Genomic DNA, 22,634 nt, shown 5'->3' with positions numbered 1-22,634 from the left:
GGCATGGGGCATGGAGCATTGAAAAAGAAGAGGCAGGAGGCAGGAGGCAGAAGTTCTTTAATTTTGAATTTTGAATTTTGAATTTTGAATTGATTTGTCCCCCTTGTCCCCTGCTCCTCTGCTCCTCTGCCTCCTCTTATCTCCCTCACCTTCCACTCCCTAATTAACCGCTGGTTGTTGAGTATTCGATGCTTGTAGTGCATCCCGCACTCGTTGATTGCGAATTTCACCAGCGTGGGTAACGCAAGCTGCATCAACGATGTCGTCACCAAAGTCTACCTGTAAAGCTTTGTCTTTAATTAGCAATTGCATCAACGATGTTACGTTCTTGGCATACAATTGGCTGGCGTGAATTGGCATCGATGATGGGAGATTGATAGGGCCGATAATTGTTACACCGTTCCACACAATATCTTTACCTGGTTCTGTGCAGGCGCAGTTACCACCCTGGTCAGCAGCCAAATCCACAATCACTGAACCTGGTTTCATTTGTGCCACCATTTCTTCTGTAACTAGCCGTGGTGCTTGTTTTCCAGGTACTTGGGCTGTAGTAATCACTACATCAGAATTTTTAATGTGTTCGGCAACAACTTCTTGAGTACGTTGTTTGCTAGCCTCAGAAATTTCCTTGGCGTAGCCACCTGCGGCGACGGTTTCTTCGTCTAATTTGACTTCAACGAATTTTGCCCCTAAGCTTTGCACTTCTTCTTTGACGGCGGGACGAATATCAAAGGCTTCTACCACTGCTCCCAAACGTCTAGCGGTGGCGATCGCTTGCAATCCGGCGACACCAGCGCCCATAATAAATACTTTCGCTGGAGCGATCGTGCCTGCGGCTGTGGTTAACATCGGAAAGTATTTCGGTAATGCCGCGGCGGCAATTAATACTGCTTTGTAACCGGCTAATGAAGCTTGCGAGGACAAAGCATCCATACTTTGCGCCCTGGTGGTACGGGGGATCATCTCCATACTCAAAGCTGTGACTTTCCGATTTGCTAGTTGCTGCGCCACAACAGGATTTCCCAATGGATTGAGGAAACTGACTAAAACAGCCCCTTCCTTTAACAAATCAATTTCTGAGCGTCCATCTTCTCGTTCTTGCGGTGGACTGACTTTCAGCAGAATATCTGTTTCACCCCATAATTTGGCAGTATCGCTGATTATTGTGGCTCCTGCTGCTTCATAGTCAGAATCGCCAAAAAATGAGCGTTCTCCTGCACCTGCTTCTACCCACACTTCCAAACCTTGTTTTACCAATCGGGCAACGGTGTCAGGAATTAATGCCACACGACGTTCACAAACTTCAATTTCTTTAGCAACTGCTATTTTCATGAAATCTCCTGAAGATAAATACCTAATCTCTGCCAAGTAAGCGATTGTCCAGATGATGCGTGTCCCGCACTCATAGTACTTAGGCAAGAACATCAGCCATGAATTTTACTTGTAGATTGAACCTTGAATTTTTCCTCTCGCACTCTTAGCTCTCTAGGCAAAGCCTCACTTTCTTGTGAAGTTCTGAGCAAAGGTTCCCTCCGCTCAGACTTTCCGCTTTGCTGCTCGCAGATGTCATACTTTTCAGATAGTTGCAAACAGGGTTACGTATTGCACATCCTAAATTGATTCCCAAATTTTGCATCTTTATCTTTAGCTTGTTTTCGGGATTGAGAAATTTTGGTATTCCTTTCTTATAGAGTAATATTGACCGAATTTTGAAAGCTTTATAATTTCCCAATCAAATTTTAATAATTACGATTGCAATTTCAACTTATCTTAATCAATTTAGCCCAAGTTAACTGGCGATCGCTGATGACATGGATCAAATTTTATAACAAAATTCTCAAATTTAGATACACTTATACATATTTGTCAACACAATCCAACCCCAACTGTATTTATATTTAGTGCAAATTTGACCAACTCGGTAATCAAATCAGGACTACATAAGGGTAATGAAGTAAGTCCAAATATGTTTATTTTGCTACTAAGTGATTATGCTGTTGCCTAAACTTTAGGTAGGATGGCACTTTTTTTGAAAATTAAACGTCCATTGTCAAGAAGCCAGTAGTAAAGTTTAGTAAAGAATACTAACACACAGTTATTTTAGATAACAGATTTATATTTTGGTAGAGGAAGTTCAATTATGCGACGTTTACTTTCTGCTTTAGCCGTGAGTAGCTTTTTGGTTACTGGATTACCAGCCTTAACTTTGGCACAAAGCTTACCTGGATTTACGCTGTTTAGCGGCGTAAAAGCCGAAAATCAGTTACCCTTCCGGTTAGATTTTGGTGGACAAGCCAATGGTTGGGATCGATACATATTAAGGATTCCAGCCAAAAGAATGAAATTGGCAGTTGGTCAATTTGCCATTACCTACCCTGATTATTACAAAGGAACTTTTGACCAGAAAAAAATTGAAGTCCGAGTCAAAGGCAAAGCAGTTCCGCTTTCTGAGGTGAAATGGGACAAAGAAGGTAAACTGATTAACATTTATCCTGAAGAACCAGTGCCAGCAGGTAGTGGAGTTGAAGTAGTGTTATCTAACGTGAAAAACCCATCGTTCGGCGGAGTTTACTATTTTAACTGTCAAGTGCTCTCCCCTGGGGATGTACCACTACTGCGCTACATGGGAACATGGATTTTGAGCATTAATTAAGAGTGGGGATATGGGGACAAGGAGAAGAACCAATCCCAAATTCGCAATTCCCTAACAAAGTGATACAATTAGAGATTGTGAGTTTTTATAAAAATCACCTAAAGGGAGAACAATATGAAAAGAACATTGGGCGGCACTAATCGTAAGAGAAAAAGAACCTCTGGTTTTCGCGCCCGGATGCGGACACCAGACGGCAGAAACGTGATTAGGGCTAGAAGAAAAAAAGGACGTCATCGTCTGAGCGTTTAGGGCATATCATCAAGCTAAAAGAGCATCTGTGGCTTTGCCCAAAGCAAATCGGCTAAAATCCCGAAAGGATTTCCAGGCAGTTTTCCGAGAAGGAATTCGGCGTCATGGCTCTTATTTAACATTGAGAGCCTTAAAGCCCTTATGTTCAACAAAACCTCCTTTGGACACTGTCACCCAGACTACACAAGCAATTGACTCAGCAAATCTTGCCAGCACGCGGATTGGCATTTCGATTAGCACAAAAGTCAGTAAAAGGGCAGTGGTTCGCAACCGAATCAAACGGCAAATTACTGCTGCTTTATACAACTTGCTGCCAAAATTATCACCAGGATGGCGGCTAGTATTCATTGTCAAACCCACAGCAGCAGAATCTAAGTGCGTAAGCCCACAATTTCTGCAAGAATTAGAGCAGTTGTTGGCACAAGCTGAGGTGTTCGATGGGAATTCGTGAAGATGTTTATTATGAAGGTGGCCCCCATGTTGGGGATTTAATTGTCAACCTGCTGATTGGGCTAACTATTGTCGGGCTACCATTAGCAGTTGGGGCAATTGTCAGGGCATTGTGGCTGCGTTTCCGCATTACCGATCGCCGAATTACTGTTACCGGAGGTTGGCAGGGGCGCGATCGCACTGACGTAATTTACTCAGAAATTGTCAAAATCGTCAAAGTCCCCCGTGGCATTGGCTTTTGGGGAGATATGGCCATTACCTTAAAAAACGGCAGTCGTCTCGAATTGCGTGCAATTCCCAAGTTTCGGGAAGTCTATGACTACATCAATGATAGAATTGCTGCAAAAAATCCTGAATTTAGCGGGACTGCTAATAAGTGATGAGCAAGGGGAGAAATCAATTCAAAATTCAAAATTCAAAATTGAAGATTCAATCCCCATGACACCACTTGCTCCACTTGAGGAGCCACCCCGTTGGGCGGGCAATGCCCGACTTGAAGGGAGTGGCGTGAGACCCCAAGACCGCAGTGGCTCCCCCATGCCCCATGGCCCATTTATAATGTGCGGCTATCCGTAGCAAAAGATAGTCGCCGACAGATCGTGATTTAGATAAATTAGATTCAGTTTACAGTACCTCAGGTTGAATTCAGAATAATGGATTTTGGTATCGGCTTTCTCTCGAACAACGTGATGCTGCCAATCATAGATTTTTTCTATGGTATTGTGCCTAGCTACGGATTAGCGATCGTTGCTCTGACCTTGATAGTCCGCTTTGCGCTCTATCCCCTGAGTGCTGGCTCAATTCGCAACATGCGGAAAATGCGAATTGTACAACCTCTAATGCAAAAGCGGATGGCAGAAATCAAAGAGCGCTATAAGGACGATCCGCAAAAGCAGCAGGAGGAAATGGTTAATGTCCAAAAAGAATTTGGCAACCCTTTGGCAGGCTGTTTTCCATTACTAGTGCAAATGCCAGTCTTGTTAGCGCTGTTTGCCACTTTGCGGGGTTCGCCTTTTGCAAGTGCGAACTATAGCGTTAACCTGCAAATTCTTCCTGCAGAACAAATCGAACAAATTCAACCGCAAGCCTTTGCCACTGCTCCTCAAAATATTTACATTGCAGATGGGGAACACGTTAAAGTAGCTGCCATTATTCCTAGCGGAAACAAATTAGCGGTGGGAGAACAAACCAAGATACAGTATCAGACTGTTGAGGGGAAACCATTTCAGGTGCTTTTAGCAGAACACCCAGAAAATAAGCTGATTCCTGATTGGAAAATTACCAAAGGTGAAGATAGGATAAAAATTGATACCCAGGGCAATGTAGAAGCCTTGCAACCGGGAGAAGTTACTATTCAAGGAACAATTCCTGGACTAGCAGCAGAAAAAGGATTTTTATTTATTGATGCTTTAGGCAGGGTTGGCGCACAAGATGCAGATGGCACAATCCACTGGGATATCGTCGCCATGATCGTCTTCTTTGGAATCAGCCTTTATGTTAGCCAAATGCTTTCCGGGCAAAATTCTAGCGGTGGCAATCCACAGCAGGATACAGTTAACAAAATTACCCCCGTCATCTTTTCTGGGATGTTCTTGTTCTTCCCCCTACCAGCTGGGGTACTGATGTATATGGTGATTGGTAATATTTTCCAGACTGCACAAACTTATCTTCTCTCCCGCGAACCTCTACCGGAGGAATTACAAAAAATTGTAGACACTCAGGAGAAAGAAGCAGCAGTCACAGAACAAAAAGCATTACCGTTTGAACCAAAAAGTCCTAAGAAAAAGGCGACAGGGGGATCATGAGCGACATTCCGATGCAGCGAGGTCAGCAGTGGTTAAAAACCCTGCTGGAACTCACTGGAATACCTGCTGAGATTCAGGGTGATTTAAAAACTGCTCAATCTCAAGATGGTGATTCCCCAGAACCAGATAACTACTGGTTGACTATTGACCAAACCAGTTTGACATCAGAACAAATCCAGCTATTAATTGGTGCTGATGGTTCTGTGTTAGATGCGATTCAGTATCTAGCAAATTCGGTTCTAAACCTTAGCCAATCCCCCCAAGAACAAGCCTCTTACACCATTGAGTTAAATGGCTACCGGGTCAAAAGAGAAGCCGAAATTCGCGCATTAGCAGAAGCAGCAGCCGATGAAGTGCGCTTTTCTGGTAGAGAAGTGGAAATCAAATCTCTTAGTTCTGCTGAACGGCGTCAAGTTCATACCTTCTTGAAGGAATTTGGAGATTTAGAAACCTTCAGTCGCGGTAAAGAGCCACATCGTCATCTGGTTGTCTGTCCAGCTTCGTTGGAAGGAGTTAGGAGTTAGGAGTTATGAGTTTGGAGTTAATTGAAAACTCATAACCATATATAATTTCAAAATTTCTCTTGTTCTCAAGGGATAAAATAAAGATTCAGTATCAGTATAATTGCTGATAATCAAGATAAATTTTAGTGAGGATGTCTCACAAATCCTATGGACGCAATTTATATTCCGCAGCTAATTAGAGCATCGGAGCGAACAGAGGAAGTTCAAGTTAAAGAATTTCTGCCTGGTCTAGAAACGTTAACACCAGTTCGCGGTCATGTGCGCGTGCAACATCATGGCAATTACCTGGAAGTGTCGGGTCAGGCAGAAACAATTATTACTTGTACCTGCAACCGTTGCTTGCAGCAATACAATCGGCGTTTAGGGCTTGATACGAAGGAAATCATCTGGTTAGATGAAACTGCAAATCAGGCAAATGACTTGCCTTTAGAAAGGGAAGTGGTTATGGAAGATTTGCTAGAAAGCTTACCGCCCGATGGTTATTTTTATCCTAACGAATGGCTATATGAGCAGATGTGTTTGGCAATACCCCAACGCCAATTATGCGATCGCAATTGTCCAGGTATTCCTGTAAGTAGTACAATTGATAGTTCTGATAGTTCTGAAACTCCAGTTGATCACCGTTGGGCTTCTCTGGAAGCATTGAAAAAGCAACTTCCAGGATAGTAAGACGCATACCAGTGCATTACTTTTCAGTTTAAGTTTTACAACTTATGCAGTAATTTACTAAGCTAATCTATGACATTTCCATAGAAACCCGGCTTCTCTAAAAGACCGGGTTTTTTCGGTTTTACTTGGCAAAATAAGTGAAATTGCCAATAATAGAATTAACTTAGTCAATAAATAATACAAAATGTTTACAAGAAGCTACAAGTATTTAACTATAAATCATATCTCAACTCTGGCCTAATGGAATTTTCACCAGGTATTAATATTATTGTTGGGCGAAATAATGCGGGAAAAACTTCTTTCCTTGAGGTACTGACGCTAAATTTTGAAAATCATCCTCACAGAAGTTTAAAGACCTTACCAAATAAGCTTTCGAGTATACAAGAAGAGTCGAAAATAGAAATTACTCTGAATATTGAAAAAGAAGAATTGCAAAGTTTTATAAAAGAATTATCTATTATTGGAATTCCTAGAGCAGCAACTAAAAACTATTATTTTTTTGCTGATAAATATGAGGATGATCCAAATGAGTTTTATGACCAATATATGAGCGCTATCGACGAATCTGTAAGATACGCCGTTAGACAATTTCAATATTTTTTAGAAAATCCTGATTTTATACAGATAAGTTTATTTTTGCAGCCTAATATAAAAATGGAGAATAAGAGTTTAATAAAATTACTTAATTTTGAATCATACAAACAAGCTTTTCATAAAGTTTTTTATAAAATTAAATATGATGATAGTAACCAGATAGTTATTGAAGAGACTACTTCTTCCGATGATGACGGCATTGTACAAGAACCTTTCGTTAATTATAGTGGAAAAATTAAAGAAAGCATAGGTTATAAGTTATTTGATAAATTTCAAAATCGTATTTATAGATTTCAGGCTGAACGTCTAAATATTGGGATTTGTAAATATGAGAGCAAAGCTGATATAAATCTAAAATCAAACGCTTCTAATCTTGCGGAAGTACTCTTTATATTGCAAGGTAAAATCCCAGGAATGTTTACTCAGTTCAATAAATTAGTTTCAAATATTTTACCGGAAATAAAATGGATATCTGTTGTAATGAGAGATGATACAAATGTTGAAATCCTGGTTTGGAATACAGATAATCTTCATAGAAATGATTTATCACTTCCTCTTTCATCCTGTGGAAGTGGAGTTAGTCAAGTACTAGCCATTTTGTATATTCTAGTTTCTTCAGAAGAACATAGAACATTAATTATTGATGAACCACAATCTTTTTTACATCCGGGTGCAGCTAAAAAACTTATAGAAACTATCAAACAATTTCCGCAGCACCAATATTTTATTGCTACTCATTCGCCAGAAATTATCGCATCTGCGAATCCATCTACTATTATCAAGCTTCAATATCAAGATTGTGAAACAACTGCATCAGTAATAAATCCAAAAGAGATAGAGTCACAAAACGAAATTTTAGCTGAACTTGGAGTTAGATTATCCGACGTTTTCGGTGCTGATAGTATTCTCTGGGTGGAAGGACAAACTGAGGAGATATGTTTTCCACTGATATTGGAGAAAGTTGCAAGAACAACATTAATGGGTATTAAAATTTTATCTGTCAATAGCACTGATGCTCTTTTGGATGGAAAACGGTCTGACCTTGTTTTTGATATATATAAAAAACTCACAACGGGGGCAACTCTATTTCCGCCAGCCATTGGATTTATATTTGATAGAGAGAGTAAGACAGAAACAAAGATTCAAGAACTCAAAAAGAGAGGTGTGACTTTTTTACGCCTACCCATGTATGAAAATTATCTACTTTACCCTGAAGCTATATCAGTGATAATAAATGAAGAAGCTACATGGCTAGAAACACCTATCAGTATTACTCAGGTTCAGGAATATTTTGACAAAATTAAACAGGAAAAATCCTATCTGCTTCATCAAGGTGGAAAAAGAGAAGAAGTTTCAGATAATAATTGGTTATCTAAGATTCACGGTGCAAATATACTTTCAAGTTTATTTCAAGAATTATGTGAGAATAAATTGGAATTTAGAAAGACTAAACACTCTAAAAAGCTTACAGAATGGCTAGTTGAAAATAAACCTGATTTTTTGTCTGAACTGGCCGAAGAATTAGGAAATTTTTTACATAAAAGTCAGTAGTTATTTTTATACTGATTATCTAATCTCAATCACCGCAACCGAGCGATCGCTCACCCTTGAGGAATATCTCACATAGAGTGATCGCACCACCAACAGCCATGCTACAGGCAGATGTTGGTTTTTTAGTTGTTAGAGGCGATACAAACCTGAACAATGAGAGAAGAACAAATAACCACAGCTATATATGAACTTCCGTGAAGAGTTTAAATTGCTGCTACGTGCCCGCTACCCCTTGATTTATATTCCCACATACGAGGAGGAGCGGGTAGAAGCAGCTATCCGAGAAGAAGCAACCAACCAAGGTAATCGCCCAGTATATACTTGGGATTTTGTCGATGGCTACCAAGGAAACCCCAATGATATTGGCTTTGGGCGGCGTAACCCGTTGCAAGCTTTAGAATTCATCGAAAAATTACCAGCTTCCGCACCTGCGGTATTGATCCTACGAGATTATCATCGCTTTTTAGATGATGTAGCGATCGCCCGCAAACTCCGTAACTTGTCCCGACTCCTCAAGTCGCAACCAAAAAATATTGTTTTACTGTCGCCACGCATCGCCATCCCTGACGATTTAACCGAAGTGTTGACAGTGGTCGAATTTCCCTTACCCGCCGCCCCAGAAATTAAAACTGAGGTAGAACGCTTACTACAAAGTACTGGTAACTCCCTTTCTGGAAAAGTTTTAGATGATTTGGTGCGCTCTTGTCAAGGACTTTCGATGGAACGGATTCGCCGGGTTTTGGCAAAAGCGATCGCTACCCACGGAGAATTGCGACCAGAAGACGTGGATCTAGTTTTGGAAGAAAAACGCCAAACTATCCGCCAAACCCAAATCTTGGACTTCTACCCCGCCACTGAGCAAATTTCTGATATTGGCGGACTGGATAACTTGAAAGACTGGCTAATTCGTCGGGGTGGTTCATTTACCAATCGAGCGCGACAGTACGGATTACCGCACCCCCGTGGTTTAATGTTAGTGGGTATTCAGGGGACTGGTAAATCGTTAACAGCAAAAGCGATCGCTCATCACTGGCATTTACCCCTGCTACGTTTGGATGTGGGCAGGTTATTTGGTGGTTTGGTAGGTGAATCAGAATCTCGGACTCGCCAGATGATCCAAGTAGCTGAAGCTCTTGCTCCCTGTATTTTGTGGATAGATGAAATAGATAAAGCCTTTGCCGGACTTGGTAGCAAAGGTGATGCAGGAACAGCCAGCCGTGTGTTTGGCACTTTTATTAACTGGCTAGCTGAAAAAACCTCACCCGTGTTTGTCGTCGCCACCGCCAACGACATCCAAGCTTTACCGCCGGAAATGCTCCGTAAGGGGCGATTTGATGAAATTTTCTTTGTGGGATTGCCCACCCAAGAAGAGAGAAAAGCAATTTATGATGTTCATTTATCCCGATTGCGCCCCCATAACTTAAAAAGTTATGACATCGAAAGGTTAGCCTATGAAACGCCCGATTTTTCTGGGGCTGAGATTGAGCAAACTTTAATTGAAGCGATGCATATTGGATTTAGCCAAAACCGCGACTTTGCTACCGATGACATTTTAGAAGCAGCCAGTCAGATTATACCCTTGGCACGAACTGCCGTAGAGCAAATTCAGCAACTCCAAGAATGGGCTGCTGCTGGGAGAGCGCGTTTAGCATCCAAACACAGTCCTTTGAGCGAACGCCTCCGGCGCACTACGTGAACCCCAAAAAAATGTAGAGACGTAGCAGTACTATGTCTCTACAAGGGATCTCGATAATGCATATTTAATTTCACTAGATGTCTATTCAGCATAGGTACAATAATGAGTTAGTCAAAAGTCAATAGTTAATGATGAATTATTATGGACTATTGATTCTTATACTAATGGGTTACTTGCTTTTCTACTTGTAATCCGTGAGAGCCAGTTCAACACCACTCTCCTCAATGGGAGGAAAATACGCAGATGACTGGCTCACCCTCACTCTTGACTGTTGATAATCAGGTTTTAATTATGTTGTCTGGCTTAACAAAGTTTATATTGGGGTTTTTCTTAGCGATCGCTGTGTTAATAGGTGGCGGTGCTGCAATTGCACTTTATTTTATGAATCGCACCGGCATACCCCCCGCCAAACCCGTTTTTTCTAACGATAGTCCCTCGGTGAAAGCCCAAGCTCCAAAAGCAACTGAGCCTAGAGGAGGTAAATCTGCCCTTACACCTAAGACTCAGGCTCAATCATCTCCAAGCTCAACCTCTACTCCCACAGAATCACCAAAGGCGAAACCATCATCAAAACCATTGCCAGCGGGAGCTTACCGAGGACGTGTTAGTTGGGCTGAAGGCTTGAGTTTGCGATCGCAACCAAATCAAGAATCTGAAAAGATTGGTGGAGTTGGTTTTAATCAAAAAATTATTATTTTGCAAGAAAGCGACGACAAATCCTGGCAAAAGATCCGTTTGGAAGGTAGCGAACAAGAAGGTTGGGTGAAAGCAGGTAATACTGAAAAAGTTGATCAACAATAGCCTAATAAATCAGAGCAAATAGAAGATTCACAAAATTTATAACAAACAGGAAAGCAAGATCAAAAATGAGAAGTGTCTACTCAATAGCTTCATCTGGAACTACTTGAGATTGCTTTCCTATACAACATGAAGTATGTATCAATGTATCAATTGGAAGCTCAATTTTAAAATTAGTTCCTTGTCCCTTGGTAGAAATACAGTTGAGCCTACCACCATGTGTTTCAACGACAATTTGATAGCTAATTGATAACCCTAAACCAGTTCCTTGTCCAACTGGTTTAGTTGTGAAAAAGGGATCATATATTTTATGTTGTACGTCTTCGCTAATGCCATAACCATTGTCAGAAATCTGAATGCTGACCCAACCGACTTGATGAACGGCTGTTTTAATCTGGATCAAAGGTGTGAAGCTTGCTTGTAGTTTTATATTAGTAGTAAGTTTTTCTTGCAACACATCAATAGCATTTGTCAATATGTTGAAAAAAACTTGGTTCAACTGTCCTGGATAGCAATAAACTAAGGGTAAATCACCATATTCTTTAATTACAATAATTTCTGGTCGATTATTTGGCTCATAACTGATACGGTTCTGAAGAATGAGCAGTGTCGAATTCAGCCCTTCATGGATGTCCACAGCCTTCAATTGTGCCTCGTCTAGACGAGAAAAGTTACGCAAGGATTCTACAATATGTTTAATCCGCTCGGCTCCGACTTGCATTGAGTTGAGTAGTTTAGGTAAATCTTCTAGCAAAAATGGTAGATCAATAGACTTTACTTGAGCTTGAACCGCAAGCACTGGAGTTGGATAATGTTGCTGATAGGTATTGATTAATTCTAAGAGTTGTCGCAGATAAGTTTCCGTATGAAACAGGTTTCCATAAATGAAGTTAGCAGGATTGTTAATCTCATGAGCAACTCCCGCTACCATTTGTCCTAAAGAGGACATTTTTTCTGTTTGAATAAATTGCAATTGAGCTTTCTGAAGTGCTAACATAGCTGTCTCTAATTCTTCAGACCGAGACTTAGCTAGAGCAGCTAGTGCTTCTTGGTTTTCTAAGGCTTGTTTGAGACGTTCTTCGTTTTCTTTAAGATCAGCTGTTTTGACTAGTTGAACACTCAATTGTTCGTTGAAAAAAGATGTGAGCAGCGTCCATCCTAGAAGGAGTAATGTGAATAAGCCAATAATCGTAGCTATCCAATAGGTTGCAGCGGTATCAACTGCCGAAAACTCGACTGATTCGACGACTGAAAAATGGGTAGCCATCATTCCTGTGTAATGCATTGATGGAATGGCAGCACCCATGAGAATTGCACTGCCAATCCTCAAAAAGCGTCCTGTTAGTGTACTATTAGCTCTGAGGTTAAACCCCAACCAGAGAGCAACCAGTGAGATGAGAATAGCGATCGCAATCGAGAGTGCAACCACACTCAAGTCATAGGACATTTTGCCTGGTAAACGAATAGCAGCCATACCGATGTAGTGCATTGCACTAATTCCTGTGCCCATTAGGAGGCTACCACTCAACAACCGCAAAATACCAAATTCTGGCTGGCTAACCAGATACAGAGCTAATCCAGAGGCAAAAATTGCAGGTAGCACCGAAATCAAAACTGTTAACCAGTCATAGTCAATGGGAATTGGCAGACTGAACGCCAACATAGCAATAAAATGCATTGCCCAGATACCGATTCCCATTGCAATCGCTCCCCCTAGCAGCCACGACCACCTTTGCTGCGATTTAGCGTCTGTTACTCTTATAGCTAGATCAAGTGTGGTATAAGCTGTAAGCATGGCAATGACAACGGAAAATAAGACTAAGCGAATATCGTAGATACCGTGGAGCATTAGGTTGAATATTATCCGCGATTCAATGCAAGCAAGACTAGACCCACTATTTGTCTGCGTTGCTCATGCTCGAAACCCAAATGGGTATAGCAAAAATTTTGTCAGGCAAATAGAAAACAAGCCTCGAAAGCTTTACATTGCTTATTATTCCCCCTCAGAAGCTTGTATTTCATATCAGCTTGGGAAATTTCTTGTAAATAATCATACTAAAAACAAACATAATACAGAGTAAGTGGTATAATCTTGCATAGCCATAACTTGAAAAAAGCAAGTGAAAACAGGGGTAGATAGCTATTTAACCAAGCTCGCCTCAGTCTACGAGGCATCCGAAAGCGTCAAGGTTGTTCCTACCGTAGCTAATTTCAAATTTTTAAATTGGAAAAAGTTATCTAGCGGCGCAGCGATGCGTTTTTTGTCTGTGGCTCTGATTACAGGGCTTGTGAGTATTGCTGGGCAAGCTTTAGCACTTCAGAAAATAGGAAGTAATGGGCCTGAAGTTAGCAATAGCCAGAGATGTTTAAAAAAGTTAGGCTATTTTAACGGTCCGGTGACAGGTAAGTTTGCTAGCTTGACTCAAAATGCTGTGATCAAATTCCAGCAAGCAAATAGAATATCGGCTGATGGAGTTGTAGGTATTAGTACTCAACAAGCCTTGCAACGAGCGTGTCAAAGTAGAAGTTCCAATAGAAATATCAGTGGCGCATCGCGGCCAGTTGGTCAATATCCTACTCTTTCTCAAGGCAAAACTGGTGCAGCCGTCACAAGATTACAACAGCGTCTACGGCAGTTAGGCTACTTTAATGCTAAACCTACTGGGAATTTTGGGCGAATTACTAAAGATGCTGTAATTGCATTTCAGCGAAATTATCGCATAACTGCTAACGGAATTGTGAATCGACAAACTTGGAACGCACTAATGGGTTCCTATCAGACTTCAGGGAGATCGAGTCTTTCCACTCAACAAGTCAGAGAACTGCAAGTGCGTTTGCGGCAGCTAGGTTATTTAAATGCTGATGCGACTGGGAATGTTGGCCCAATGACTAGAGAAGCTGTAATTGCATTCCAGCGAAATAATGGACTACGTGTTGATGGCATTGCTAATGCCCAAGTTTTGGACTCAGTGCGTAGAGTTTCTACAGGTGGTATTCAACAACCAGGTAGAAGTTATCTAACTGTAGGCGATCGCGGAGAAAATGTCAGATTAGTTCAAGAACGTTTGGTGCAGTTGGGTTTCTCTAATACCAATCCTGATGGACTTTTCAACGATTACACTAGACAATCTGTGATTGCATTTCAGCAATCTTCTCGAATTAATTCCACTGGAAATGTAGATTGGCAAACTTGGGAAGCATTGGGGTTGAATGGTTCAAATGGGGGCAATTATACTCAAAATAATGATTATGTATTAGCTGACACTAATCGCTATGCATTACCTCCCGCCAATGACAATGTAGTACCTATTACCAATGGCAATACATTAGTTGCTAATAATCCTTACAGAGTAATAATTCCCATTTCTAGTAATGATACTCTGAGTAAAGTGCAACAATATATACCCAATGCTGTCGCGGAGCAATCCAATTTAGGAGATTATGTAAATGCTGGAGCATTTAGCGATCGCGCCCAAGCAGAAACGCTAACGAAAAAGCTCCGCTCGTTAGGTCTGGATGCACGGGTAAAATACAATTGAAGAAAAATTCAGAATTCAGAATTCAGAATCAAGAGTATGGGTTATTCAGACCCAAACCTTTCAACGCGAACAAAAGCATAAAGTAGAATCAAACTAAACGAGATTAAATTTGGTTAGAAAAATCAAATGACGGTTGAGAGATGGACGGATGAAATGCTGGATGAATTGGCTTCCAGTGTTACTGAACTGCGCGAAAGCGTTAGTGAGGTGCGTGACAGTGTTGATGGTCTGAGGGTAACTGTTCAAGCTTTGTTACAAGTGGCTGCTCAAAGCCAGCGAGATATGGAATTAATGAAGCAGCGACAACAAGAAAACGATCAAAGATTTAATATTTTGTTAGAAGAAGTCCGCTATTTAAGGCGAGGCAATCAAGAAAGTTAGAGACTTGTTAGCGATGCTGAGGAATGTGGATTAAATAAAGTGCAAAATTTGAGAACAAAGCATAGTAGATTGAAGAGGTGGTTATAGCGGGTGCAGTATTGTAATGAAAATTTACTCTCCAATGATAGAAAAGCAGATTCAATCTTACTATGAATCTCTGTCGGAGAAAGACCGTCGGCGATATGCAGCAATTTGGGCAATGACGAGTTTCGTATAGCTTGGGAAGATGGTACTGGTAATAGCACTAATGATTTTCAAGATTTGGTGGTGAAAATTAAAAGTAGCAATCAAAGTGTACCTCTAGGTGCAAAATTGCAAGGTAACTCACAAGCAGAAATAATTGATTTAAAGGGCGTAACGACACCAGTAACAGCTAATTTTAGTGTCTATCGAGAAGCTGCTTTTAATAACTTTGTGGGATTTTATCAGATTGCTGATGAAAATGGTGGAATTGATACCAATGGTGATAGCAAAGCAGATATTTTTCCTGGACAGTCTGGTTATACTCAAGCGGCTGTACGTGGACGTGTGGCAGGTATTGATTTAACAGTTATTAACCAAAGTACGGCTACTTATACTGGTAGTTTTGTAGCTGATAGCATCTTTGCACCATTTCTGATTGTTAATGGGAAACCTGATGCTATTTTAGATAATAATTCCAATGCTCCGGCAGTTTATTTCCCTTTTGTAGGAGCTAACTCCGACAAACACGATCACATTCGCTTGCTGGGTGATAATATCTTTGGTTTTGAAGATTTACTTGGTGGTGGCGATCGTGATTTCAACGATATCATTGTGCAATTTAATCCGATCGAGATGGAGATTCCTGGGTGATTAAATACCTATTGGGATGAAGTGCGTAGGCGTAGCCCGTCGTAGACATCGCTCTGAAAAGAAAAACATCAGGTGTGATCGCTCATAACAATGGTGTACATCAAGCATTTTTATTGTAACTGGAAAATGCCCACACTATACTCAAATCTCTGGAACGCCAACTCCTAGCTTTTTTTCAACGCAAAGGTACGCGGAGGTTAGCGCAAAGTACGCAGAGGTTTTCTTGCATATAATTTGCTATGTCTTAAATTAATTAGGCGCATTTTCATAGAGAATTGGTATAAGTAAACTTGGTTTTCTTGATACAGCAAAAACCCTAGTTATATCATGTCCGGCTAATCACTTATGATTACTGTATCTGTGCAAAAATCCCAAAAGCCTCTTTCCCCCTGCTCCCTGCTCCCCTGCCCTCTAAATAATAAGTCTTTAACAGGACATGATAATATACAGTGCGTAAGGTCTTAATTGCTTCAACCTCATCATCTCGTGATCGGGCGATGAAGATTCATGAATTAATACTTTAGAGTGAATTGTTAAATTGACAAGCTCAACTGCGAACCTTCTTGAGTTTTATTTACTTCAATCCTGGCTTGGAAAGCTTCTTTGAGGTGAGGCATGTGGGTGACAGTGAGGATGCAGGCGAAATCAGAAGCGATCGCATTAATCGCGGCAATCAAGCGATCGCATCCTTCAGCATCCTGTGTACCAAAACCTTCATCTACAATCAACAATTGCAACGCCGCCCCCGCCCGTTGCGCTAATAATTTCGCCAAAGCCAAACGGATGGCAAAGTTAATTCTAAAAGCTTCTCCACCTGAGTAAGTTTCATAAGCTCGTGTTCCTCTAGAATCGGCGATTAAAATATCTAAGGTGTCTATCAGTTTGGCGTTTTTCTTGGTTGATTTAGCACTGCGTCCAGCTTTCTGAGTAATAAATTGTACATGAAACTGATTTCCACTCAGCCGCGAAAGTAGTTGATTTGTCTCAGCTTCCAGTTGCGGCAACACATTTTCAATCATCAGTGCTTGGATACCATTTTTACCAAAGGCTTGCGCTAATTCCTGATAAACACGATATTCCTGCTTGCAAGATTGTAATTGCTGCTGCTGTTGTTCGTACTGAATTTGCAGCGTTTCCAGTTGATGCGCCAGCTGTTCTAAACGCCCCAACTTGGCTATCTGCTCATCAAGTTGCCGTCTGCGGATTGCTAACTGCTGCTCTAAAGCTTGAATTTGGGCAGATGGGTTAGCTGTTGCTTGTAGTTGCTGGATAATGCTTTCTATTTGGCTGCCGAGTTTTTGGCGCTCCGTTACTCTGGCGCTTCTAGACTCCTCTAACTCTTGCAACCTCGTCTGGAGTTGCGGATACTGCTGCTGGGCTGATAGCAGTTGTTGATACCGCAAATGCCAAGATTGAGCTTTCTTTGCAGCCATGCGGAGATTGTTGTGTTGTTCAGAACTGTAGCCAATTTCGGCAATATGACGCTCAAGGGCCGCGATTTGTTTAGCACATTCAGAATCAATCTGATCCTGCTGGATTTTGGCTTGTAATTGAGCAATTTGGGATTGAAGTTCTGGTTTTCGGGCTAATAGTTGCGCTTGTCGCTTAGTCGCATCTTTAATTTGCCCTTGTTTAATTTCTGCCCATCGCCATCGTTCAACTTCACTCCGGGCGAGGGCGTGGTCTTGTTCACTATAATTAACTTGTTGCAAGTATTGCTCTAGCTGCCGAAGTTCGGCTTGTTTATCGGGAGCGTAATCACCAGCTTGGAGCGATCGCTCTAAATGCTGTTTTTCATCAGCAATTTGTTGTAACTGTTGTTGCACATCAGTTGTCGCTTCTAACTGTGCTGCTAATTGTCCCCGTTGTTCGCGTAAACCATCATAGCCCGCCAACTGTTGAGATATATCGCGATATTCCTGCCTGAGTGTCTGAATTTCTTTGTCAGACACAGCCAATTGTTCCCGCACTACCCAAAACTGCCCTTGAGTATCTTCTAACTCACTTTGGGTTTTTTCTACCACTCGACTCCAGTGATGTTCATCCAGTGGACGCTCACATAATGGACAAAGTGCTTCAGGATTTTGCAGCATTTGCAATTTTTGCTCTAATTCTCCCAGCAGTTTTTCATAATCTCGTTGATGAGCTTGCAAACGTTCGATAAAGTGTCGCCTTTCTTGCCCTTTTTCTTGGACTCGTTGCAGATAAACTCGTTTTTTCTCCAGTTCCTCAATCTGAATTGCTACATCCATCACCGCTTGTTGCAGTTGCGGTTGGCGACTGTGCTGGCGTTGCAATTGGTTCTCAGTACTTTGCAGTTGTTCAAGTCGCGCTACTAAACCAGCATGAGTGCGATCAAGTTGACTTTGTAAAGTTGCTCGTTGTTGCAACAAGGGAGTCACTTGCATTTGCAGTTGATCTAAACGAGCAACATGGTGACGAGCTGCGGTTAATTGTGATAAAGCGGCTTCGACTTCACCTGATTTAGTTAAAGTTTGTTGAATATCTCGCTCTTGTTGCTGCAAAGCTTCTAGCTGCGCTTGGGCTTGTTGCAGTTGCCGTTCGATTTCGTGAATTTCTTTGGTAAGCTGTTGTTGCTTTTGTTGGCGAGTCTGCCCAGCGCGGGTGTGTTCTTCAAATTTGACTGCAAAGGCTTCTTCTTGAGATTGGAGACTTTGATATTGGGCGTATCCAGCTTTAATTTCAGCTTCTTGGTGTAATATTTTTTCTAAATCTGCTAGCTGAGAGCCAATAGCTGATTGTTCTTGTTGGAGGCGATCGCAATCTTGGGTAAGATTTTGGTATTGCTGCTTTACAAAATTGAGTTGTTGTTCCCAATTTTGGCGCTGGTGCTGGACAACTTGCAAACTTTGTAATTGAATATTATCAAAAGCTTGCACCTGTTGCAGTTGGTTGAGTTCAGCTTCTAATTCCACTCTTTGCGCTTGGGTGATCTGGCGTTGTTGCAGCTGAATTTTTATCGACTCCAAAGAACGCTCTAACTCTACTGCCTGGGCTTTGAACTGACGAGAAGATTCCTTTGCCCGTTCTTCCAAATCATCGTACTGATTGAGTTTCAATAACTCCGCTAAAATTTCTTTGCGTTCTGTGGGACGCTTGAGCATGAATTCATCTGCGCGACCTTGACGTAAGTAGGCAGAATTAATAAAAGTATCATAATCAAGCTTGATGTGTTCTAAAATCAAATCTTGGGTTGCTCTTACCCCTTTGCAAGTGAGTGAGCGAAACCCAGATGGTATTTCTATTTGAAATTCGAGGACACTAGTACCTCCCCGAATTCGGGTACGAATCACCCGATATTTTTGCTGGTTACTTTTGAAAGTAAAATCAACCCGAACTTCTTTCGCCCCAGAATAGATGACATCATCTTCGGCAGTGGCGCGGCTTTCACCCCAAATTGCCCAAGTGATTGCTTCTAAAAGAGAAGATTTACCCGCACCATTGGAACCCGAAATACAAGCCGTATGCAAACCGCCAAAATCTAAAGTTGCATCACGGTAACTAAGGAAGTTTTTGAGGATAAGTTGTACTGGGATCATTCAGGCTATAGCGCCACATCTACTTTTAATTATTAACAGTACAGATGCACTGTTTGTTAGTTTAGCTATCTAGATATCAGGTTTCTAGTCTTAAAGACATCAAATTTACAAAAATTTACAATTATCTGAGTGAATTTTTCTTGTTGCATGAAAAAGTTTTACTGTCTTCAAAGAAAAATGAAACTCTTCTGGAAGCTTTTCGTTATTTTTTTTGTTGATTGAAAAGAAAACGTTCTTATTTGATTTGTGAAAATTAAAAGTTATAGATCCCTGACTTTTTAGAAGTTGTCAGGGATCTTGTCTCTGAGGAATTATTTAGGTTTGTAATAGTCACCAAGAAAGAATTTGTCATTGGCTAATTGCGATCGCGATCGCTTGACCTTGACCGAGGTATCAACAATCCAATATATGTACCGACAGCAAATTTGGTTAAATCTAAAAATGGAGGGCGACTCTTTTCGTCGATAACCGCAATAGTGAGAGAACCAATCACCATAATCAGTGTTACAACAGCCAGCACTTCATCTCTTGAAGGAAACTTCTTGGATAACATTGACTCCCTCCCAAATCGTTAGAATTACTACATCTATACTTTGACAGGTGAGTGTTTGTTCTAGGCTTAAATACAGGTTGGTGATATGAGTGACTTGTGTATGCGATGAGCATGAATGCCAAATTGGTAGTTAGAATCAGCAAAAGTGTGATGGTTAGCTTATGTACGGGCGATCGCTTTCCTGTTCTCCAGAAGGTATCCAAAAAGCAAAAAAAGCTTTAATTTGTTATTCCTTAACTCAAAAGGCATTAGCTGAAGAGTTAGAAGTAACTCGCCAGCCGATCGGAAAATTCTTTACAGGTAAACCTGTTGACCGCAATCTCTTTATCCAGATTTGTGACAGGCTAGACCTAGAGTGGGAAGAAATAGTTGCTGAACCAGTTATTAAAGAAGAGGTGAATCAAGACAATAGCATTGATATTGATGCGATCGTCCAAGGAGTACGCGAAAAGACAAAACCTCTCATTCAAGAACGCTGCGGTACAATGCGAGTGCTAGATATGACTCAGCCCATTGGGTTAAATGACATCTATACCAGCGTTAATATTTTGGATAAAATCACTGGACAGCGGCGATTAGGCATTGATGAATTATTACAACAGTGTGAAAGCCAGGATTTTGATCGCTTTGGACTCAACAGAATTACTGAAAAACGATTGCCAGGACTGGAAGCGGTTGAAAAATATTCCAAGCTGATGATTTTGGGTAAACCAGGTGCAGGCAAAACCACGTTTTTAAAGTATTTAGCAATTCAGTGTCTTGGAGGTGAGTTTCAGGCTGAACATGTACCGATTTTTGTTACCCTCAAAAACTTTGCAGAAGCTGCAAATAAACCTGGATTATTGCAATATATCACTGAAGAGATAATAAATCCTATCTCTTCTATTCGAGATGTACTAACCTATGGCAAGGCATTAGTTTTACTCGATGGGTTGGATGAGGTTACAGAAGAGGATAGTAACCGCATCTTAAAGGAAATTCGTGAGTTTTCTGACCGTTTCCCAAACAATCAGTTTGTGATGACTTGTCGTATTGCAGCACGGGAGTATACCTTTGAGAAGTTCACAGAGGTGGAAGTTGCTGATTTTGACGATGACCAAATTTCCAACTTTACCAATAACTGGTTTAAGGATAAAGCTGTAAAACCAGAGACTTTTATCAAACGTCTCAAAGAAAATAACCGCATTAAACAACTTGCTGCAAGTCCTCTGCTGCTGACGTTACTTTGTTTAGCATTTGAAGAGTCAGGAGATTTTCCTGCAAATCGTTCTGAGTTATACAAAGAAGGACTGGATGCGTTATTAAAAAAATGGGATGCCAAGCGGGGAATTCAACGCGATCAGATTTACAAAAAGCTATCAGTCCAACGCAAAGAAGATTTACTTAGCAAAATTGCATTAACTACTTTTGAGGGAAGTGAATATTTCTTTAAGCAGAAAGTAGCAGAACAATACATTACAGAATACATCCGCAATTTACCCGGTGCTAATACCGATGAAGAAGCATTGCAACTTGACAGTGAGCAAGTTTTACGTTCGATTGAGCATCATCATGGGCTAGTTGTCGCAAGAGCGAAAAAGATTTATTCATTTTCTCACCTCACATTTCATGAGTATTTCACAGCGAGAGAATTTGTGGTTGTGAGACAGTCATCAGAGGAAGCACTGCAAAATCTTGTTAGCCATATTACTGAGAAACGCTGGCGGGAAGTCTTTTTGCTGGCGGTTGGGATGTCTCCAAGTGCAGATCGGTTATTACTGTTAATCAAAGAGAAAATTGATTTTATATTGACTGATGATCCGAGATTGCAGCAGTTTATTTTGTGGGTAAGAGAAAAATCTCTTTCCATTAATTTTTCTTATAAACCAGCAGCACTAAGGGCCTTTTACCTCTCCTTCGACCTCTCCCGATCCCTCTCCCGATCACTCGACCTCTCCCTCTTGCTCTCCCTCTCCCGATCTCCCTCCCAATCCCTCTCCTTCGCCCTCTCCCGATCCTTCTCCCTCGACCTCTCCCTCAACCTCTCCCGATCCCTCTCTCTCGACCTCTCCCTCGACCTCTCCCTCGACCTCTACCTCTCCCTTTCTCTTTCTCTGTCTCTCTCCTTCGACCTCGACCTCTCTCTGTCTCTCTCCCTTTCTCTCTCACTCTCTCTCGACCTCTCCCTCGATCCAGAACTCAAGAATTTGCTGCAAAAACTTCGAGAACAACTACCAAACAGACATAATCGGCAAGAATCTGAGAAATGGTGGTTAGCTAATGGGAAGGCTTGGTGTGAAGAATTAAGAATAGTAATGATTAAATATCGTAATATCGGTCATGATTGGCAGTTCAATAACGAGCAAAAGGAATTGCTTCAACAGTATTATGATGCCAATCAATTACTGGTAGATTACTTAAATAGTGATTGTTATGTCAGCCGGGAAGTGCGACAGCAAATAGAAGATACCTTGCTATTACCGATCGCAGAGATTAAACAGCGCCAACAGCAATCTTAAATACCCATATAATAAATAGTTAATTATTCGTTAACCAAAGTGAAAACGTTTCACAAATATTAGCAAATAAATCTAGAATGGAAGTAAGAGTTCACAGTCAACCTATTCGCCTCTATTCAATAGCTTAGATATGTGGACATGAGTAATAAAACAGCATTCTGGAACAAAATGATACTCATTTACGTCGTGTAAACTTTTCACCTTTGATTTTAGTAACGCACATTAGCAGAATACAAATTCTGAAAAGCGATGTCTACAAGCGGCTATACCTAAGCGATCG

18 protein-coding genes and 1 pseudogene are annotated in these 22,634 nt (G+C 41.1%); 14 read left to right on the top strand and 5 right to left on the bottom strand.

Annotation, left to right across the window (positions count from 1 at the left end; translation table 11 throughout):
- Nucleotides 1–159: 159 nt before the first annotated feature.
- Complete coding sequence (locus tag V7K56_RS33885) at nucleotides 160–1,332, bottom strand: Re/Si-specific NAD(P)(+) transhydrogenase subunit alpha (protein ID WP_334918032.1); 1,173 nt, start codon at nucleotides 1,330–1,332, stop codon at nucleotides 160–162.
- Nucleotides 1,333–2,140: 808 nt separating this feature from the next.
- On the opposite strand from V7K56_RS33885, the gene V7K56_RS33880 reads away from it, so the two are divergent.
- From V7K56_RS33880 to V7K56_RS33845, 8 genes are all read left to right on the top strand, one after another.
- Nucleotides 2,141–2,653, top strand: a complete 513-nt coding sequence (locus V7K56_RS33880) for a DUF2808 domain-containing protein (RefSeq protein ID WP_334918030.1) — start codon at nucleotides 2,141–2,143, stop codon at nucleotides 2,651–2,653.
- 114 nt (nucleotides 2,654–2,767) lie between these two features.
- Nucleotides 2,768–2,902, top strand: a complete 135-nt coding sequence (gene rpmH / locus V7K56_RS33875) for a 50S ribosomal protein L34 (RefSeq protein ID WP_334918028.1) — start codon at nucleotides 2,768–2,770, stop codon at nucleotides 2,900–2,902.
- 28 nt (nucleotides 2,903–2,930) lie between these two features.
- Nucleotides 2,931–3,353 (top strand): ribonuclease P protein component, encoded by a 423-nt coding sequence (rnpA, locus tag V7K56_RS33870; protein ID WP_334918026.1) that lies wholly within the window; start codon nucleotides 2,931–2,933, stop codon nucleotides 3,351–3,353.
- The gene (locus V7K56_RS33865) at nucleotides 3,340–3,732 is read left to right on the top strand and encodes a PH domain-containing protein (protein ID WP_334918024.1); all 393 of its coding nucleotides are present in this window, start codon (nucleotides 3,340–3,342) and stop codon (nucleotides 3,730–3,732) included. Before rnpA ends, V7K56_RS33865 begins: the two co-directional genes overlap by 14 nt.
- Before the next feature lie 273 nt (nucleotides 3,733–4,005).
- Nucleotides 4,006–5,157, top strand: a complete 1,152-nt coding sequence (gene yidC / locus V7K56_RS33860; protein WP_334918022.1) for a membrane protein insertase YidC — start codon at nucleotides 4,006–4,008, stop codon at nucleotides 5,155–5,157.
- Nucleotides 5,154–5,681, top strand: coding sequence for a Jag family protein (locus tag V7K56_RS33855; RefSeq protein ID WP_334918020.1), 528 nt, complete (start codon nucleotides 5,154–5,156; stop codon nucleotides 5,679–5,681). The genes yidC and V7K56_RS33855 overlap by 4 nt, the downstream gene beginning before the upstream one ends.
- A 147-nt stretch (nucleotides 5,682–5,828) precedes the next feature.
- Entirely contained in the window at nucleotides 5,829–6,347 is a 519-nt protein-coding gene (locus V7K56_RS33850) for a YceD family protein (RefSeq protein WP_334918018.1), read from the top strand.
- A gap of 177 nt (nucleotides 6,348–6,524) precedes the next feature.
- On the top strand, nucleotides 6,525–8,495 hold the full coding sequence (locus V7K56_RS33845) for an AAA family ATPase (protein WP_334918075.1): 1,971 nt from the start codon (nucleotides 6,525–6,527) through the stop codon (nucleotides 8,493–8,495).
- Nucleotides 8,496–8,520: 25 nt separating this feature from the next.
- Here V7K56_RS33845 and V7K56_RS33840 read toward each other — a convergent pair whose 3' ends face one another.
- The gene (locus V7K56_RS33840; protein ID WP_334918016.1) at nucleotides 8,521–8,649 is read right to left on the bottom strand and encodes a hypothetical protein; all 129 of its coding nucleotides are present in this window, start codon (nucleotides 8,647–8,649) and stop codon (nucleotides 8,521–8,523) included.
- A gap of 30 nt (nucleotides 8,650–8,679) precedes the next feature.
- On the opposite strand from V7K56_RS33840, the gene V7K56_RS33835 reads away from it, so the two are divergent.
- Both V7K56_RS33835 and V7K56_RS33830 read left to right on the top strand, forming a co-directional pair.
- The gene (locus tag V7K56_RS33835) at nucleotides 8,680–10,191 is read left to right on the top strand and encodes an AAA family ATPase (RefSeq protein WP_334918014.1); all 1,512 of its coding nucleotides are present in this window, start codon (nucleotides 8,680–8,682) and stop codon (nucleotides 10,189–10,191) included.
- 291 nt (nucleotides 10,192–10,482) lie between these two features.
- Complete coding sequence (locus V7K56_RS33830; protein WP_334918073.1) at nucleotides 10,483–10,992, top strand: SH3 domain-containing protein; 510 nt, start codon at nucleotides 10,483–10,485, stop codon at nucleotides 10,990–10,992.
- A 76-nt stretch (nucleotides 10,993–11,068) separates the two neighbouring features.
- Here V7K56_RS33830 and V7K56_RS33825 read toward each other — a convergent pair whose 3' ends face one another.
- Complete coding sequence (locus V7K56_RS33825; RefSeq protein ID WP_334918012.1) at nucleotides 11,069–12,838, bottom strand: MHYT domain-containing protein; 1,770 nt, start codon at nucleotides 12,836–12,838, stop codon at nucleotides 11,069–11,071.
- A 271-nt stretch (nucleotides 12,839–13,109) separates the two neighbouring features.
- On the opposite strand from V7K56_RS33825, the gene V7K56_RS33820 reads away from it, so the two are divergent.
- The 3 genes and pseudogenes from V7K56_RS33820 to V7K56_RS33810 form a co-directional block, all read left to right on the top strand.
- The gene (locus tag V7K56_RS33820; RefSeq protein ID WP_334918010.1) at nucleotides 13,110–14,528 is read left to right on the top strand and encodes a peptidoglycan-binding protein; all 1,419 of its coding nucleotides are present in this window, start codon (nucleotides 13,110–13,112) and stop codon (nucleotides 14,526–14,528) included.
- A 126-nt stretch (nucleotides 14,529–14,654) separates the two neighbouring features.
- Complete coding sequence (locus V7K56_RS33815; RefSeq protein WP_190875772.1) at nucleotides 14,655–14,909, top strand: hypothetical protein; 255 nt, start codon at nucleotides 14,655–14,657, stop codon at nucleotides 14,907–14,909.
- Between the two features lie 186 nt (nucleotides 14,910–15,095).
- A pseudogene (locus V7K56_RS33810) lies at nucleotides 15,096–15,743 on the top strand (DUF4114 domain-containing protein); the annotation flags it as partial.
- A gap of 533 nt (nucleotides 15,744–16,276) precedes the next feature.
- On the opposite strand, the gene V7K56_RS33805 reads toward V7K56_RS33810, so the two are convergent.
- Nucleotides 16,277–19,303 (bottom strand): SMC family ATPase, encoded by a 3,027-nt coding sequence (locus V7K56_RS33805; protein WP_334918003.1) that lies wholly within the window; start codon nucleotides 19,301–19,303, stop codon nucleotides 16,277–16,279.
- A 355-nt stretch (nucleotides 19,304–19,658) separates the two neighbouring features.
- Nucleotides 19,659–19,856 (bottom strand): hypothetical protein, encoded by a 198-nt coding sequence (locus V7K56_RS33800; protein ID WP_334918001.1) that lies wholly within the window; start codon nucleotides 19,854–19,856, stop codon nucleotides 19,659–19,661.
- A 161-nt stretch (nucleotides 19,857–20,017) separates the two neighbouring features.
- Here V7K56_RS33800 and V7K56_RS33795 point away from each other — a divergent pair, with 161 nt between their 5' ends.
- The gene (locus tag V7K56_RS33795; protein WP_334917999.1) at nucleotides 20,018–22,354 is read left to right on the top strand and encodes an NACHT domain-containing NTPase; all 2,337 of its coding nucleotides are present in this window, start codon (nucleotides 20,018–20,020) and stop codon (nucleotides 22,352–22,354) included.
- Nucleotides 22,355–22,634: the final 280 nt, after the last annotated feature.

It is taken from the genome of Nostoc sp. (assembly GCF_036917535.1).
Taxonomy (GTDB): domain Bacteria; phylum Cyanobacteriota; class Cyanobacteriia; order Cyanobacteriales; family Nostocaceae; genus Nostoc.
The sequence above is the reverse complement of the archived record's forward strand: the minus strand, read 5'-3'. Positions and strand labels throughout refer to the sequence as shown.

Coding starts and splice junctions, on each gene's coding strand:
- V7K56_RS33795 (WP_334917999.1), top strand. CDS start 20,018: ATGTACGGGCGATCGCTTTCCTGTTCTCCAGAAGGTATCCAAAAAGCA.
- V7K56_RS33835 (WP_334918014.1), top strand. CDS start 8,680: ATGAACTTCCGTGAAGAGTTTAAATTGCTGCTACGTGCCCGCTACCCC.
- V7K56_RS33830 (WP_334918073.1), top strand. CDS start 10,483: ATGTTGTCTGGCTTAACAAAGTTTATATTGGGGTTTTTCTTAGCGATC.
- V7K56_RS33885 (WP_334918032.1), bottom strand. CDS start 1,332: ATGAAAATAGCAGTTGCTAAAGAAATTGAAGTTTGTGAACGTCGTGTG.
- V7K56_RS33800 (WP_334918001.1), bottom strand. CDS start 19,856: ATGTTATCCAAGAAGTTTCCTTCAAGAGATGAAGTGCTGGCTGTTGTA.
- V7K56_RS33805 (WP_334918003.1), bottom strand. CDS start 19,303: ATGATCCCAGTACAACTTATCCTCAAAAACTTCCTTAGTTACCGTGAT.
- V7K56_RS33880 (WP_334918030.1), top strand. CDS start 2,141: ATGCGACGTTTACTTTCTGCTTTAGCCGTGAGTAGCTTTTTGGTTACT.
- yidC (WP_334918022.1), top strand. CDS start 4,006: ATGGATTTTGGTATCGGCTTTCTCTCGAACAACGTGATGCTGCCAATC.
- V7K56_RS33815 (WP_190875772.1), top strand. CDS start 14,655: ATGACGGTTGAGAGATGGACGGATGAAATGCTGGATGAATTGGCTTCC.
- V7K56_RS33855 (WP_334918020.1), top strand. CDS start 5,154: ATGAGCGACATTCCGATGCAGCGAGGTCAGCAGTGGTTAAAAACCCTG.
- V7K56_RS33825 (WP_334918012.1), bottom strand. CDS start 12,838: ATGCTCCACGGTATCTACGATATTCGCTTAGTCTTATTTTCCGTTGTC.
- V7K56_RS33865 (WP_334918024.1), top strand. CDS start 3,340: ATGGGAATTCGTGAAGATGTTTATTATGAAGGTGGCCCCCATGTTGGG.
- rpmH (WP_334918028.1), top strand. CDS start 2,768: ATGAAAAGAACATTGGGCGGCACTAATCGTAAGAGAAAAAGAACCTCT.
- V7K56_RS33850 (WP_334918018.1), top strand. CDS start 5,829: ATGGACGCAATTTATATTCCGCAGCTAATTAGAGCATCGGAGCGAACA.